Origin of the sequence: Pseudomonas sp. TH10, from assembly GCF_016651255.1 — a bacterium.
In the GTDB taxonomy this organism is placed as follows: Bacteria; Pseudomonadota; Gammaproteobacteria; order Pseudomonadales; family Pseudomonadaceae; genus Aquipseudomonas.
The window spans coordinates 1-15,727 of record NZ_JAEKEG010000089.1; the positions used below are offsets into that span (position 1 = coordinate 1).

Consider the following 15,727-nt stretch of genomic DNA (forward strand, 5'->3'; position numbering starts at 1 on the left):
TTGCGAAAAAACTCGATGGTCGATTGGTCGGCAGACTGCCGCATTACGATGGATATGAATGGCAGCAAGCGGGCACTGACCTGATATTGGTCGCGCTGGCCACCGGAGTCATCTTCGAAATTCTCAACGGGGCATTTGATTAGTGCCGGAATGTCGAGTGGGAGCGTAAGAAACGGAGCCCCTGCAACCTTGCGCCTGGTGGATGTTCCGGGGAGGTACAGGCGACATTGATGACGACCTGCAAGTGGGCCGGGAAGATGGACCGTCAGTCTTGGTCAACTGAGAATCAAGGCCAGCCATTGATCCCACCAGAACACCATGGAAATCAATGCCAGGCCACAGGCGCCCGCAAACACGAGGCAAACCCAATCTGAAACCACCATGCGCAGAATCATTGTTACCACTCCTCTTGGCGGGACCTGGACTCAGGTTAGTTGAACTTCTGCGCATTGAGGCTGTCCGAGCAGACCATTTCGGTATCCTCAGAGGCGTGGGCGACGAAAGGGCGACACGCCTCAGTCGATTCGGGCGTTGCTCAAGGCATGGTGCAGCTTTTCCCGCAGCACGTGCTCACTGAAGGGCTTCTGCAACACGGCTGAGGCTTCCAGCCCCAGTACGTCCACGTCCGCGTAGCCGGTGACGAACAGCACGGGCACTTCGGGGGTGCGCTCCCTGATCAGTTGCGCCAGCTCGCCGCCGGTCATGCCCGGCATCGCGAAGTCGGTCACCACCACGTCGATCCCCGGCCCGAGCTTTTCCAGTGCCTGTATTCCGTCCTGTGCCTCTTCAACGCTGTAGCCCAGTGATTCAAGCATCTGCACGGTGACCGCGCGGACTGCAGGGTCATCGTCGACCAGGAGTACGGTGCGACCCTCAGCCACAGCCTGGGGCACCATTTCCGGCGGAGCTTCTACCGCAGCTGCGGCGGTTTTTCCACGCAGGGCAGGTACACCATGACTTTGGTGCCCACTCCCAGTTGTGTCTCGATTCTCACGCCGCCGCCGGACTGCTTGGCAAAACCGAACACCTGCGACAGCCCGAGCCCCGTGCCTTTACCGACTTCCTTGGTGGTGAAGAACGGTTCGAAGGCCTTGAGCAAGGTGTCGTCGCTCATGCCGCTGCCCGAGTCCTGGATGGACAGGACTGCGTAGCGGCCTGGCTCCGGGTCTTCAGGGCGAACCGCAGGCTCGGTGATTTCGGCGTTAAAAGTCGAAAAGCACAGGGTGCCACCCATTGCCATGGCATCCCGGGCATTGATGGCGAGGTTGAGGATGATCATTTCCGTCTGGGTCGGGTCGCCCATGGCGTGCCACAGCTCTGGGCACAGTTCGCTTTTGATCCAGATGCTGCCGCCCAGTGCTCGCGCCAGCAGGCTGCCCATGCCGCGGATGGTGTCGTTGAGGCTTAGAACCACCGGTTCCAGGCGTTGCCGGCGCGAAAACGAGAGCAGTTGTGCAGTCAGCCGGGCACCACGCTCGCCGGCCTCGATGACGTTTTGCAGGCGGCGGGTGGTCTTGTCCAGCGTGCCTTTCTCGACGTCGCGGATGGCAAAAGCGGTGCTGGTCAGGATCACCGTCAGCAAGTTGTTGAAGTCGTGCGCCACGCCAGCGGTGAGTTGCCCGACAACCTCCAGGCGCTGCATCTGTTGCAGTGCAGCCTCAACCCGCTCGCGTTCCTGGATCTGGTCGCGCAGCCGCTGGTTGGCTGCGGCCAGTTCGTCGACGACAGCGCGCTCTTCGGTGATGTCGCGCACGGCGGCATACATCAGTCCGTTTTCCGGCACGATGGTCCACGACAGCCAGCGATAGTCGCCGCACAAGTGGCGCATGCGATTGACGAAGCGGGTGGAGACGTTACCGCGGGCGATGCTTTCAGTTTCGCGTACGGTCGCCTCGAGGTCCTCGGGGTGAATCAGTTCCCACAAGCGCATCTGGCTGATCTGTTCATGGGACCAGCCCAGCGCGGCTTTCCAGGCCGGGTTGAAGGCAATGGGGGTCATGTCCAGGCGCAACACGGCCAGCAGCTCCCGGGACAGTTCCCAGGTGCGGTCGCGTTCGCGGGTGCGCTGCTCGACACGCTGCCCGAGTGCCTCATTGAGCTCCACCAGCTCTTCGGTCGCGCGTTTACGTTCGCTGATGTCTTGCATGACCCCGGTGAAACGCACGCATTGACCGTTCTCGAACACCGAGCGGCCATTGGAAAAAATCCAGCGCTGGCGACCGCCCTGCAGGATGACCCGGTACTCGACCTGGTAATCCGCCTGGGCGGTCATGGCTTCCTGAACTTTGCCTTCAACCAGCAAGCGGTCGTCGGGGTGACAGCGGTCCAGCAGATAAGCCAGGTCAATCGTCGCAGTCGGCGGCAGCTCGTACAGCGCTTTGCAGCGCTCGTCCCAGAGCAATCGACCGGTGCTGGGTTCAAGCTCCCATACGCCCATTTCCGCCGCCTCGATCGCCAGCCGCGCTCGGGCCTCGACCTCCTGCAGGGCGGCTTCGGCCACCAGCCGCTGCTTGCGCTCGCGCACTTCCGAAACGGCACGGCGCACGGCCTTGGGCAGCATCTTGAGGTTTTGCTTGAGGACGTAATCCACCGCCCCCAGGCGAATCATCTCCACGGCCTGGTGTTCACCGAACATGCCGGAGAGAAAGATGAAGGGAGTCTGTGGGGCGATTTGCTGGGCGATCTGCAGCACATCTGCGCCGGAAGACCCCGGCAGCAGGTAGTCGCACAGCACTACATCGTAGCTGCCCTGGTCGAGGGCCTGTTTGGCCCCTTTATGGTTGTGAACCAGGGTCGAATCGACCTCGATGCCACTTGCCTCCAGGGTCAGCACAATCAACTCGGCGTCGTGAGGGCTGTCTTCGATCAGGAGGATTTTCAGCGTGTTCAGTGGCATGTAGTTCAGCTGTGCATGTTCATCGAATGATCAGGAATTAGAGCGGCGCACGGTTCTGACAGAGCCCGGTGGCGGTTCGTTCAGCACCGCCCAGAAAATTCCCAGGTCGGAAATGGCGCCCACGAATTCCTTGAATTCCACGGGCTTGACCACGTAGGCGTTGACGCCCAACTGGTAGGCGCGCGACAGGTCCGGCTCTTCCCGGGAGGACGTCAGCATGACCACCGGGATGCTGCGCAGTTCTTCAGCCGAGCGAATCGCCTCCAGCACCTGCAGGCCATCGACTTTCGGCAACTTCAGGTCCAGCAGCAGCACGGCCGGGTTACCGTCGGCACGACCGGAGTGGGCGTTGCGGCGGAACAGATAGTCCAGCGCCTCGGCGCCATCCCTGACGACCACTACGTCGTTGGCCAGTTGGCTGCGCTCAAGGGCGACCAGTGTCAGCTCGAGGTCGTTGGGATCGTCTTCTACTAGCAGGATCGGTTTAAGCATGGCGGTTTCTCTGTGTCATCGAGCGACTGGGCTCAGGTGTTTTTTTGGAAGGGTGATCGAGAACGTGGCGCCCTGGTCGAGGACACCCTCGGCCTTGACGGTTCCGCCGTGGCGCTCGACGATCCGCCTGACGTTGGCCAGGCCGATGCCGGTTCCCTCGAACTCATCCATGCGGTGCAAGCGCTGGAATACGCCGAACAGTTTGCCGGCGTACTGCATGTCGAAGCCCACTCCGTTATCCCTGATGCTTACAGTCACGGTGTCGGCTGTCTCGGCCGCCGTGATTTCAATCACGGCGACTGCTTCATTGCGGGTGTACTTGATGGCGTTGGCGACCAGGTTGCGCATGGCCAGGTGCAGGAACGCGGGGTCGGCCACGATGATCGGCAGCTCGCCGGTGATCCATTCGATCGTCCGGCCTTGGTACTCCGGCTCCATTTCCCGCTTGATCGACTCGATCATCGCGGCTAGGTTGACTTCGGAAAGGCGCATGGCCGAGCGACCCATCTGCGAGAAACTCAGCAGGTTGTCGACCAGTGTCCCGGCAAATTTTGCCGACTCGCCAATGGTGCCGAGGAAGCGTTGGCCGCGCTCGGTCAGGTTGGCCTGTTCCATGTCCGTGAGCAGCTCGGCGTAACCGGCGATATGCCGCAGCGGGGCGCGCAGGTCATGGGAGACGCTGTAGGAGAACGCCTCGAGCTCCTTGTTGGAGCGCTTCAATTCGGTGGCCATCTGCGCCAGCTCTTCCGCCTTGCGCAGGACGATGCCCAGCACCGCCAGGCGCAACTCGGCGACGCCTTCGATCTCGGTTTCGTCCCACGGCGTGGAATAGCCCTCTACTGTCTGGTGCCACTTGGCAAAACTCTGGCGCGGCGAGAGTGAGCCGCTGACATCCACCACTTTCTCCGGCTTGCCCGCCCAGTGCACCACATGGGTCTGCTCGGGCTTGAACCACAGAATGTAGTTGGAGTGCACTTCGGAAATCGATACCGCCAGCACACCACCAATGGATTTGGCGAGGCCAGGCAGGTTCGGGATGTCACGGCCGACATTGTCGCTGTGAAATACGTCCGAGCCCTGGCGATTGTTCAGCCAGGTGGCGAGCGCATGTACCTGATTTTGCGGTGGAGTGAGACCGTACAGGTCGCACTCGGTATCGGACACCACCGCCGCACCGCTGGCGCCGACGAAACCCAGAAATACGTCGGGCAAGGATTTCAGGCCGTTGAGCACGCTGTCGTGATCGGCCATGGCCCCGAGCATCTGCACGATCTGCTTTCTCAGGCTGAGCATTTTCTGGCTGCGCAGGTGAGCGCCCTTGGTCTCGACCTGCAGCGACAACACCCGGCCCAGCAGTTCGCACGCGGTACGGGTCTGGAAGCTCACATCCCGTGGCGCATGGTTGTGGCAGGAAATCAGCCCCCACAGTTGGCCATTCATGACAATGGAAATGGACATCGAGGCACCGGTGCCCATGTTGCGCATGTAATGCAGGTGCACCGGGGAAACGCTGCGCAGCGTGGCAAAGCTCAAGTCCAGCGGTTGCCCGGTGGCGGGGTTGTGCGCGGGGATGATCGGCGAGGGTGCGTAGTCGACGTCAGCGATGATGCGAATGCGGTTGGCGCAGTAAAGTTCGCGGGCCTGCTGCGGAATGTCGGAGGCCGGAAAGCATAGCCCCAGGTATTTGTCGTAGCCATCGTCAGCCAGTTCGGCGTTGACCACGCCATTGCCTTCCTTATCGAACCGGTACGCGTTCACCCGGCCATAGCCGGTGATGCGCTTGATGAACCCGACGGAGCGCAGGCACAACTCATCCACGCTTTCGTCTTCACGCATCTGGCTGATGAACGAACGAATCAGCGGGTACAACCGGCCATGGGCGCTGGAGGCATCACTGGCGGGCTCGAACTCGGCAATCAGCACGCCGTCGTTACGATGGAGCATCATCGCGAACAACTGACCGGCCCGTTCACCTTGGATCAGCGTGGTGTCGCCGACATGAAACGCTTGCAGCTGATCCTCGTCCAGGTCGCTCAACTGATCGACGAAGGCCGAACCGCTCTTTACCAGGTCATCGAGGTGCATGCCCAGCAGTTGCGAAGGGGCTATTTCGATCCAGTCAGTCACGTTCTCGCTGACCTGCACCACCGTCATGCTGGCCTCGTCGATCACCAGCAGAAAACCTTGGGGCTGAATGCTGCCCGGGGTCCTGATGGGTTCGCGGGCGCAGTTTTCGATAGCGGCCTGGAGGTCGGCAGCGATTGCGGTTGTGGTCAAAATCTTCCCCTTTAAGGCGTTAAAAGCGGTTGGCGTTTGCCTGGCTGAGCTTTAGGTCGCCAAATCCATTCGCTTTAAAAAGTGCACGACACATTAGCAAAAAAACCGGGCAGCAGGGGTGCAGGGCTGTCCTGATCTAAACATTACGACCAGCCGCCTGCGCGTTTGTTCGCCTGGTTGCGCTCGTGCCATTTTGCCAAACGGAGCTTTTACGCGCAGCCGCGAGATCGCGAGCCGGCTGGTCCTCGACGCCAGCAAGGGGGCCGCATTCCTCCAAGTCTATGGCGCCGCCACCGGTCGACGCTGGCCGGAGTCATTGGCCACCTGGGTGCTGCAACCCTTGAGGCACCCGCACGTGACCGCGCAGTGACGGCAGCCCGGCATACCTTTGCCTGCTTCGAACGCTGGCTGGACAGCGCCTGGGTATTGTTCCCCACCGGGGAGGAGGCACGCCAGGCCGCGATGGGCTACAACTGACAGGCCGATCATTGGTGCTGACAGGGGTATTTCGATGCTGACTCACTGGTTGCTGGCTGCGATTCATCTATTAGCGTATGGGCTTGGCTTTTGGGCCGTATTGTCCCGGGGACGGCGTTTCGGCGACTGGCGGCGGGCACGGGAGAGGCACGCAGCGTGCTGATTGCCGATAATCTTTGGGGGCTCAGCGCTCTGGTGCTGCTGGTGACGGGTGTTATGCGCGCCTTTGCAGGCTTCGAGAAGGGCACTGACTACTATCTGCACCAGCCGTTGTTTCACCTGAAGATGACGCTCTTCGTGCTGATCCTGCTATTGGAGCTGGCGCCGATGATCACGTTGATCAAATGGCGAATTGCACGAGGAAGGGGCGGGGCAGTAGACACTGGGCGTGCAAAGCTGTTCGCACGAATCAGTCATGTGGAGGCGTTGCTGGTATTGCTGATGGTGGTGGCGGCCACAGGTATGGCGCGAGGGGTAACCTTTGCTTAGCCAGCTTTGGGTCAGGTGCGCTGCACTGGAATTCTAGCCAGCCGAAGCTCAGGGGCGAACGGGCTGGCTACTGGGTGCCGCAAGATCAGTTTTGTGGCTTGTCCGGGGCGGTCAGGCCAGCCTGAATGCGCTGGTAAATCTCTTCGCGGTGTACGGCAACGTTCTTTGGAGCGTTAATGCCGATGCGGACTTGTTGGCCGCTTACGCCGAGGATGGTGATCGTAATGTCATCACCAATATTTATGCTTTCACCGACTTTGCGGGTGAGTATCAGCATGGTCTTCTCCTTGATTGCTTTGTAGGGCACCTGATTCAGACAGTGCAGAGGTCGGTGGTACGTATAGATTAGTGCGAAGTCTCAGGGTTTGGGTGCCTCTTTCTGACGCGCAGATGCGGCATTAATTCCCAGGGCGTAACTATACAGAGGCTGCAATCATCAATCTCGTTGTTTTATCTCGATTTTTCGGCCCTAAAGAACTATTCATGAATGCTAAAATGCGTGCTTTAGGCATTCAGAGGGACAACTCGTGCGCAAATGGGTCTGGGTAGTGGCAATACTGGCGTTGGCAGGGTGCGATCAAGGCAAGCGCGGCGACGTGCCACCGCCGAAGCCGACAGTCGCCACGACGCCGGCCGCAGCTGCCGCGCCACAGTGGGATCTGGAAGTTCGGGGCGAGATCACCCAGGCCGTCAGCGACCTGAGCGGCTGGTTGATCGAGCACAGTTTTGTTTCCAGCGTGGTCAGGGAAAACGGCAAGACCCGTATCCTGATGGGCCCCTATGGTTCCGAGGCTGAGGCCAAGGCCAAGCAAGCCGAAGTGCAGGCCGCGCTGGTGCGGGCGAAAAAACAGAACATCGAATTGCTGGTGATCGAGCGTCCGCTGAGTCAGTAAGACACCCATGCACTTTGCAGGAGCGAGCTTGCCGCAGGCGGCGTTCCGACGAAGAACCAACGGGCACCGCGTTTTCCAGGCTTCACGCGTATCGTTGAGGTTCTTCGCGAGCGAGCTCCTACAAAGTTCGGTGTTCAATCAGCCGCAGGCTTTCAGGTCGACCGGGCCGACGAACTCATTGCCGCGTCCCATCACACACGCCACCGTCTGGTTGCGCTGGCTTTCCCAGGCCTGTACCGGGTAGGTCTTGTTCCAGGCTTCGTAGAGCTGCCGATCCTGCCTGGACAGGCGCAACCCGTACTGTTTGCTCATGTAGAAGTAAGTGCGTGCGATCATTCCGCGAATAGACGGGCGCGGCATGACTTTTTTCGCCTTGAAGTCGACCTGGGTCAGGCACGAGCCGTATTGCCCCGATTGCACCGGCAGCCAGCCGAAACTGAAGTTGCTGCGGTCGCCGTTCACTTCGCCGATGCTCGGCACGAGGTTGTGCAGGTCGGCTTCCGCCTTCTGGTACACCGCGTCATATCGGGTGCAGTTTTGCGCCCACCTTCCTGCCAGCACTGGCGCTGATGACCGATCTGCCAGGCCGGCACGATATGCTCCCACTCGATGCGCGCGGCGCGCTTGGCATTCTTGCGCGGCACGTAACCACAGGCGGACAGGTTGACCTTGTTGCCCGTGTACTTGCAGCCGCAATAGAACTCGGTCGATTGCGGTGCGTAGAGTTTCCAGGCGACCTTCTTGGCTTCTGTGAATGTGCGGGGCGCGCCAGCCTGGGCACCCATGGTGATGAACAGCAGCAACAAAGCAAAACAGCGGACAATCATTGAATCAATCTTCCTTCGGCACAACCCAAAAAATCTGCACGCCGCCATCGTCTCGATAGGCGAGGGTGACGTTGTCGTTCTCGTCGATTTCCTCGAGCAGGCGCTCCCACTCATCCATCGGTTCGTCCGGCAAGCGGAAGATCAATGCGGCTTTGGCTTTTTGTGCAGTGGGGGAATTGATGATTTTCTGAACGCGCATACCCATGCGTTCATAAGCGTCAGGAGCATCAGGGGAGGTGGCCACGAGGTTATCCTTATTAAGCTGTACGTGCATACAGTATTTAACTGTAAGCATTTTCGCAACTGCTTAAAATTCAAGAAATTCCTCTGACAGCGGTTTTCCGATTTTGGTGTAGGAAGGGGACAGGTTTTTTATCAGGCCCCTGACCCCTTGAGGAGAAGCCAGGGCTGCCCGACCAGGACTGATCGGGCGAAGGACAATCAGTATTCCCAGAACATGCGTTGCAGTTCTTTGCTGTCGTTGGTTTTGGTCAGAGCAACCATCGCCAGGATGCGGGCTTTTTGCGGGTTCAGGTCGTGAGCGACAACCCAGTCATACTTGTCGTCAGGTTGTTCGGCGTTACGCAGAACGAAGCCGCCAGCGTTGACGTGAGACGAGCGGATGATCTGCACGCCATCCTTGCGCAGTTCCTGCAGAGCCGGAACTACGCGGGACGATACCGAACCGTTGCCGGTACCGGCGTGGATGATGGCTTTGGCGCCGGACTGGGCGAGTGCCTTGTAGGCGGTATCGCTTACGTTGCCGTAGGAATAGGCGATTTCTACGTCAGGCAGGCTCTTGATGTTTTTGATGTCGAATTCCGAGTCCATGGTGTGACGCTTGGCCGGCAAACGGAACCAGTAGGACTTGCCTTCAACCACCATGCCCAGCGGGCCCCAGGCGCTTTTGAACGCCTCGGTCTTGATGTTGATCATTTTGCTGACGTCGCGACCGGACTGAATTTCATCGTTCATGGTCACCAATACGCCTTTGCCGCGTGCTTCTTTGCTGCTGGCAACGGCCACGGCGTTGTACAGGTTGAGCATACCGTCAGCCGACATGGCGGTGCCTGGGCGCATGGAGCCGACAACGATGATCGGTTTGTCGGTCTTCTCGACCAGATTCAGGAAGTAAGCGGTTTCTTCCAGAGTGTCGGTGCCGTGAGTGATGACGATGCCATCAACGTCTTTGCTGTCCGCCAGTTCGGCGACGCGACGGCCCAGTTGCAGCAGATTGTCGTTGGTGATGCTTTCGGAGGCGATTTGCATGACCTGTTCGCCACGCACATTCGCCAGTTTGTTCAATTCAGGAATGCCGGCGATCAATTGTTCGATGCCGACTTTGGCCGCTTGATAAGTGGCGCTGTTGGCGGCGCTGGCGCCAGCCCCGGCAATGGTGCCGCCGGTTGCGAGCACAACAACGTTGGCCAGTTTGGTCTGGGTTTCGACTTCTTTTGCCTGAAGGGCGGTGGGCAGGAGCAGGAGGAGGGCCAAAGCGCCCGGAACGAAGTTTTTCAAAGCAGATGTCATTATTTTTCTCTCTTGTGGTGAGACGGTGCTGATTGCAGGTCTTCCAAAATGGCCCCGGCACACCTGAATGCCGGGGTGGGAGTGAGAGAGCAGGATCCATACCAGCTGTAGAGTGCAACGAAATTATTTGTAACCTAATGATATGTAACGAATATTTGTGTCATGAGCGCAAGCGTCTCAAACCAGCTCGTCCGGGCTTCCGAACAGGGATGGTTTTTTTGTTCGGTCTGCCGAAAGTCCCTGCACATCCTGTTGAAATAAGGGTTCAGCGCTCAATTCCTGCTCGCCCCCTAAAGAAACCGCTATCCCGGTCGATGCCCCTGTAATGGATCGTTTAAGAGGGATTGGAAATGTCGTTGACCGTCGCTTTGTCGAATGCGCGTGTGATCAATATTGGCAACAAGCCTGCGGACGCCGCTGTTAAAACAACAGCCGAAGCCACCGCGCAGGCTGCGACCCCAGAAGAGGGCGATAACAAACCCTTGAGCGTGGCGCCTGCCCAGCAAGACGCCAAAGCCGAGAGCAGTAGCAGCAGCCAAAGTATTACGGTGCAGATGTTGCTCAAGCGCATGAAGGAGCTGCAGCAACAGTTGCGCGAACAACAGCAGCAATTGGCCGCGACCCAGGCCACCAAATTTGCCAACGAAGAAGCCAAGGCCACCGCGGTCATGGCGGTTCAGCAGCGCATTGCCGACACCGCCGGGGCAATCGCCCAGGTGGCGGGCGCGCTGGCCAAGGCGCTGACTGAGGGTTCCACCACTGGCAGTATGGTCAGCACCTCGGTCTGACTTACGTCCTTTATGCGATCAGCATTGCCGGGCGTTGACAAATCTTTGCAGGGTTCGCATAGTTCGGTCTTCGCAAACGTTTGCGCAGTGTTCTGATAGCCTGTTCCTACAGAACGCTGTATAGCCTACGCCAGCGCAAGCGTTGCTCAGAATAATCATAAGATCGGAGTGAACCCATGAAGCTGCCATTCGCTGGACGCCTTCTCGCTGTCGCCATGCTGGCTGCCACAGCCGCCGCACTACCTGTCTCTTCGGCATTCGCCGAATCTGCTGAAAAACCCAAAGTCGCACTGGTCATGAAATCACTGGCCAACGAATTCTTCCTGACTATGGAAGATGGCGCCAAGGCGTATCAAAAAGAACACTCTGCCGATTTCGACCTGATCTCCAACGGCATCAAAGACGAAACCGATACCGCAGGCCAAACGCGCATTGTCGAGCAAATGATCCTGGCGAAGGTCAATGCCCTGGTTATCGCGCCGTCTGATTCCAAGGCCATGGTGCCGGTGATCAAGAAAGCCGTTGATGCCGGTATTACCGTGATCAACATCGACAACCAACTCGATCCGGCAATCGTCAAAAGCAAAAACATCAGCGTGCCATTCGTAGGCCCGGACAACCGCAAAGGCGCGCGTCTGGTCGGCGAATACCTGGCCAAACAGCTCAAGGCCGGTGATGAAGTCGGCATCATTGAAGGCGTGTCGACGACGACCAACGCCCAGCAACGTACCGCTGGTTTCAAGGATGCGATGGACGCCGCGCAGATCAAGATCGTTTCCCTGCAGTCCGGTGACTGGGAGATCGACAAAGGCAACAAGGTTGCCGCTTCGATTCTCAGCGAATATCCGGACGTCAAAGCGTTGCTCGCCGGCAACGACAGCATGGCTGTAGGTGCTGTTTCGGCAGTACGTGCGGCTGGCAAGGCTGGCCAGGTACAAGTGGTCGGCTACGACAATATCAATGCGATCAAGCCTATGTTGAAGGATGGTCGCGTATTGGCGACAGCCGATCAGTTTGCCGCCAAGCAAGCCGTATTCGGTATCGAGACTGCGCTGAAGATCATCAAGGGCGAGAAAGTCGACAGCGGCGCCAATGGCGTGATCGAAACCCCGGTCGAGCTGGTGACCAAGTAGTCCTTCTGGTGACGCAAGGTGCTCGCTCCTCGTGAGCGAGCGCATGGAGAGTTTTTATGTCAGTTTCCGCTGCGAACGCTGTCCTTACGGTCAGCGGCATCGGCAAGACCTATGCGCAACCGGTGCTCACTGGCATCGATCTGACGCTGATGCGCGGTGAAGTACTGGCGCTGACCGGCGAAAATGGCGCTGGTAAAAGCACCTTGTCGAAAATCATCGGTGGCCTGGTCACGCCAACCACCGGGCAGATGCAATTCCATGGCAAGGACTATCGTCCGGGCAGTCGTACTCAGGCAGAAGAGCTTGGCGTGCGCATGGTCATGCAAGAACTCAATCTGTTGCCGACCCTGTCGGTAGCGGAGAACCTGTTTCTCGACAACCTGCCGAGCAACGGTGGCTGGATCAGCCGCAAGCAACTGCGCAAAGCAGCGATCGAAGCCATGGCGCAAGTCGGTCTCGATGCGATCGATCCGGATACCCTCGTCGGCGAACTGGGCATCGGGCATCAGCAGATGGTCGAAATCGCCCGTAACCTGATCGGCGATTGCCATGTGCTGATTCTCGACGAGCCGACCGCGATGCTCACCGCTCGCGAAGTCGAAATGCTCTTTGAGCAGATCACCCGATTGCAGGCGCGCGGCGTCTCCATCATCTACATTTCTCACCGCCTCGAAGAACTCGCCCGCGTTGCGCAGCGCATCGCCGTGCTGCGTGACGGCAATCTGGTGTGCGTCGAGCCAATGGCCAATTACAACAGTGAGCAACTGGTCACGCTGATGGTCGGTCGCGAGTTGGGCGAACACATTGACATGGGGCCGCGCAAGATTGGCGCGCCGGCGTTGACGATCAAAGGCCTGACCCGCTCCGACAAGGTTCGCGACGTTTCTTTCGAAGTGCGCGCGGGTGAAATTTTCGGCATTTCCGGGCTGATCGGGGCAGGGCGCACAGAGTTGCTGCGCTTGATCTTCGGTGCCGATATCGCCGACAGCGGCACGATTGCACTGGGTTCGCCGGCTCAAGTGGTCAGTGTGCGCTCGCCGGTTGATGCGGTGCGCAATGGCATCGCGTTGATCACTGAAGACCGCAAGGGCGAAGGTTTGCTGCTCAGTCAGTCGATCAGCGCCAACATCGCGCTGGGCAACATGCCGGAAATTTCCAAGGGTGGAGTCGTTAACAACAGCGACGAAATCGCTTTGGCACAGCGTCAGATCGACGCCATGCGCATCCGCAGTTCGAGCCCGACACAGTTGGTCTCAGAGCTGTCCGGCGGCAATCAGCAGAAAGTCGTGATCGGTCGCTGGCTGGAGCGTGATTGTTCGGTGCTGCTGTTCGATGAGCCAACTCGCGGTATCGACGTCGGTGCCAAATTCGACATTTATGCCTTGCTCGGCGAATTGACTCGCCAAGGCAAAGCGCTGGTGGTGGTGTCCAGTGATCTGCGTGAGCTGATGCTGATCTGCGACCGCATCGGTGTGCTGTCGGCTGGACGCCTCATCGACACTTTCGAGCGTGACAGCTGGACCCAGGATGATTTGCTTGCCGCCGCGTTCGCCGGCTACCAAAAACGTGATGCGTTGCTCAACGAAGCGGCGCCTAGGGATCTCCCATGAAAACTGCATCTCCTGCCGGCAAACGTAGTGGCAATTTCTACGGACTGGGCACCTATCTGGGCCTGGCCGGTGCCTTGCTGGCGATGGTCGCGCTGTTCTCGGTCTTGAGCAGCCACTTTCTGTCCTATAACACCTTCAGTACGCTGGCCAACCAGATTCCTGACCTGATGGTCCTGGCCGTCGGCATGACGTTTGTGCTGATCATCGGCGGCATCGACCTTTCCGTTGGTTCGGTGCTGGCCTTGGCGGCATCGACGGTCAGCGTGGCGATTCTCGGCTGGGGCTGGGGCGTGTTGCCATCCGCGTTGCTCGGCATGGCAGTGGCGGCGCTGGCCGGTACGGTCACCGGTTCGATCACCGTGGCCTGGCGGATTCCATCGTTCATCGTGTCCCTCGGCGTGCTGGAGATGGCCCGAGGCCTGGCCTATCAAATGACCGGGTCGCGCACTGCGTATATCGGTGATTCATTCGCCTGGCTGTCGAATCCGATCGCATTCGGTATCTCGCCGTCGTTCATCATTGCCTTGCTGGTGATCTTCATCGCGCAAGCGGTGTTGACCCGCACCGTGTTCGGTCGCTACCTGATCGGCATCGGTACTAATGAAGAAGCGGTACGGCTCGCGGGGATCAACCCGAAGCCGTACAAGATTTTGGTATTCAGCCTGATGGGCCTGCTGGCTGGCGTTGCCGCGCTGTTTCAGATTTCGCGTCTGGAAGCGGCTGATCCAAATGCCGGCTCCGGTCTGGAGCTGCAAGTGATCGCCGCCGTCGTGATCGGCGGTACCAGCCTGATGGGCGGCCGTGGTTCGGTGATCAGTACCTTCTTTGGTGTGTTGATCATTTCCGTATTGGCGGCCGGTCTGGCGCAGATTGGCGCGACCGAGCCGACCAAGCGCATCATCACCGGTGCGGTGATCGTCATCGCCGTGGTGCTCGATACTTATCGCAGTCAGCGCGCCAGTCGACGGGGCTAACACATGGCAACGATCAAGGATGTGGCTGCGCTCGCGGGGATTTCCTACACGACCGTCTCACATGTGGTGAACAAGACGCGGCCGGTGAGTCAGGAAGTGCGGCTGAAAGTCGAGGCGGCGATCAAGACCCTCGACTATGTGCCAAGTGCAGTGGCACGCTCATTGAAGGCCAAAACCACTGCAACCATCGGCTTGCTGGTGCCTAACAGCCTCAACCCGTACTTCGCCGAGTTGGCGCGGGGCATCGAGGATTACTGCGAGCGTAACGGCTATTGCGTGATCCTCTGCAACTCCGATGACAACCCGGACAAACAGCGCAGTTATCTGCGCGTGCTGCTGGAAAAGCGCATCGACGGCCTGATCGTCGCCTCTGCTGGTGGTGACAGTGGTCTGGCGCAAGGGCTGGCCGCTGTGAAAACACCGATGGTCATCGTCGATCGTGGCCTGGAAGGCGTGAACGCCGACATGGTGCGCATCGATCACGAGTACGGCGCCTACCTGGCCACCCGGCACCTGTTGGAACTCGGGCATCGGGACATCGCCACGATTGGCGGCCCGGCGAGTACCAGCGTGGCGCAGATGCGCCTGGCCGGTTTCTGCAGGGCCCTGCGCGAGGCAGGCGTTGAGGTGCCGGGCGAGCGCATGCTCGAGAGCGATTTTACCAGCACTGGCGGCTACGCTGCGGCGGCGCTGTTGCTGGAAAACAATCCACCCAGCGCCATCTTCGCCGGCAACGACATGATCGGCATCGGCGTACTGCGCGCCGCTGCCGAGCGCAACATTCGCGTACCGAGCGAGCTGTCGGTGATTGGCTTTGACGACATCCAGATGAGTCGTTACGTGTACCCGGCATTGACCACCGTCGGCCAGTCGATCCTGCAACTGGGCGAAATGGCAGCGGAAGTGCTGCTGCGCCGGATCGCCAGCCCGGCCATGGCCACCGACCAGCGGATCGTGACCCCCAGTATTGTCCTGCGAGAATCGACAGCGCCATTGGCGGGAGTCGGTCGATTGATGTGATGAATGCCAGCTAGGCAGCCTGAACATGGACCTGGCGCCACAGCTCGGCGGTGATCAGTTCGCCACGGTGTCAGTGGCCAAGGGCTGGAGCGCCGCCACCGCTGGAGTGCGGTTGTGTCGGCGACGCTTGTGCGCGCGCGAGCAGATCGACCGCTCGTCCAGCACCGTCGAAGGTAACCTGGCCTTGATCGCCGTGGTAACTTCGCCATCGTCGCCGGGGCCAGCGTTTGACCCGGCTCATCATGCTTCGATGTGATCTGCCGAAGCCCGATGCATCGGTCTCAAGCGCGCCGCGAGCCATCCTCAATCCGGCGCCACCCG

The 15,727-nt window shown here is 59.4% G+C and carries 12 protein-coding genes and 4 pseudogenes; 9 read left to right on the forward strand and 7 right to left on the reverse strand.

What is annotated here, in order from left to right; genetic code table 11:
* Positions 1-143 (forward strand): annotated as a pseudogene (locus tag JFT80_RS13970) (RcnB family protein); the annotation flags it as partial.
* A gap of 372 nt (positions 144-515) precedes the next feature.
* Here the strand turns inward: JFT80_RS13970 and JFT80_RS13975 are convergent.
* The 3 genes and pseudogenes from JFT80_RS13975 to JFT80_RS13985 form a co-directional block, all read right to left on the reverse strand.
* Positions 516-2,896, reverse strand: a pseudogene (locus JFT80_RS13975) (response regulator).
* Positions 2,897-2,926: 30 nt separating this feature from the next.
* A complete protein-coding gene (locus tag JFT80_RS13980) occupies positions 2,927-3,388 on the reverse strand; it encodes a response regulator (protein WP_122838290.1) in 462 nt (153 codons plus the stop codon).
* A 15-nt stretch (positions 3,389-3,403) separates the two neighbouring features.
* Positions 3,404-5,650, reverse strand: coding sequence for an ATP-binding protein (locus JFT80_RS13985; RefSeq protein ID WP_374091355.1), 2,247 nt, complete (start codon positions 5,648-5,650; stop codon positions 3,404-3,406).
* 526 nt (positions 5,651-6,176) lie between these two features.
* Between JFT80_RS13985 and JFT80_RS13990 the strand changes: the two are divergent.
* Positions 6,177-6,631: pseudogene (locus tag JFT80_RS13990) on the forward strand (DUF2214 family protein).
* Positions 6,632-6,716: 85 nt separating this feature from the next.
* Here JFT80_RS13990 and csrA read toward each other — a convergent pair.
* Entirely contained in the window at positions 6,717-6,908 is a 192-nt protein-coding gene (gene csrA / locus JFT80_RS13995) for a carbon storage regulator CsrA (RefSeq protein ID WP_201148249.1), read from the reverse strand.
* Positions 6,909-7,158: 250 nt separating this feature from the next.
* On the opposite strand from csrA, the gene JFT80_RS14000 reads away from it, so the two are divergent.
* A complete protein-coding gene (locus JFT80_RS14000) occupies positions 7,159-7,524 on the forward strand; it encodes a hypothetical protein (protein ID WP_045057923.1) in 366 nt (121 codons plus the stop codon).
* Between the two features lie 138 nt (positions 7,525-7,662).
* Here the strand turns inward: JFT80_RS14000 and JFT80_RS14005 are convergent.
* The 3 genes and pseudogenes from JFT80_RS14005 to JFT80_RS14015 all read right to left on the reverse strand — a co-directional run bounded on the left by JFT80_RS14005 (position 7,663) and on the right by JFT80_RS14015 (position 9,881).
* Positions 7,663-8,351 (reverse strand): annotated as a pseudogene (locus JFT80_RS14005) (endonuclease).
* Positions 8,352-8,355: 4 nt separating this feature from the next.
* Positions 8,356-8,625, reverse strand: coding sequence for a DUF1654 domain-containing protein (locus JFT80_RS14010; RefSeq protein WP_166219800.1), 270 nt, complete (start codon positions 8,623-8,625; stop codon positions 8,356-8,358).
* A gap of 167 nt (positions 8,626-8,792) precedes the next feature.
* A complete protein-coding gene (locus JFT80_RS14015; RefSeq protein WP_201148250.1) occupies positions 8,793-9,881 on the reverse strand; it encodes an asparaginase in 1,089 nt (362 codons plus the stop codon).
* 350 nt (positions 9,882-10,231) lie between these two features.
* On the opposite strand from JFT80_RS14015, the gene JFT80_RS14020 reads away from it, so the two are divergent.
* From JFT80_RS14020 to JFT80_RS14045, 6 genes are all read left to right on the forward strand, one after another.
* On the forward strand, positions 10,232-10,669 hold the full coding sequence (locus JFT80_RS14020) for a hypothetical protein (protein ID WP_122838296.1): 438 nt from the start codon (positions 10,232-10,234) through the stop codon (positions 10,667-10,669).
* A gap of 176 nt (positions 10,670-10,845) precedes the next feature.
* Positions 10,846-11,802 carry a sugar ABC transporter substrate-binding protein gene (locus JFT80_RS14025; RefSeq protein WP_016984936.1) on the forward strand — a complete coding sequence of 319 codons (957 nt, stop codon included), beginning with the start codon at positions 10,846-10,848 and terminating at the stop codon, positions 11,800-11,802.
* A gap of 56 nt (positions 11,803-11,858) precedes the next feature.
* Positions 11,859-13,412 (forward strand): sugar ABC transporter ATP-binding protein, encoded by a 1,554-nt coding sequence (locus JFT80_RS14030; RefSeq protein WP_201148251.1) that lies wholly within the window; start codon positions 11,859-11,861, stop codon positions 13,410-13,412.
* On the forward strand, positions 13,409-14,386 hold the full coding sequence (locus JFT80_RS14035) for an ABC transporter permease (protein ID WP_201148252.1): 978 nt from the start codon (positions 13,409-13,411) through the stop codon (positions 14,384-14,386). Before JFT80_RS14030 ends, JFT80_RS14035 begins: the two co-directional genes overlap by 4 nt.
* A 3-nt stretch (positions 14,387-14,389) precedes the next feature.
* The gene (locus JFT80_RS14040; protein ID WP_201148253.1) at positions 14,390-15,406 is read left to right on the forward strand and encodes a LacI family DNA-binding transcriptional regulator; all 1,017 of its coding nucleotides are present in this window, start codon (positions 14,390-14,392) and stop codon (positions 15,404-15,406) included.
* 25 nt (positions 15,407-15,431) lie between these two features.
* A complete protein-coding gene (locus tag JFT80_RS14045; RefSeq protein WP_201148254.1) occupies positions 15,432-15,662 on the forward strand; it encodes a hypothetical protein in 231 nt (76 codons plus the stop codon).
* Positions 15,663-15,727 lie beyond the last annotated feature (65 nt).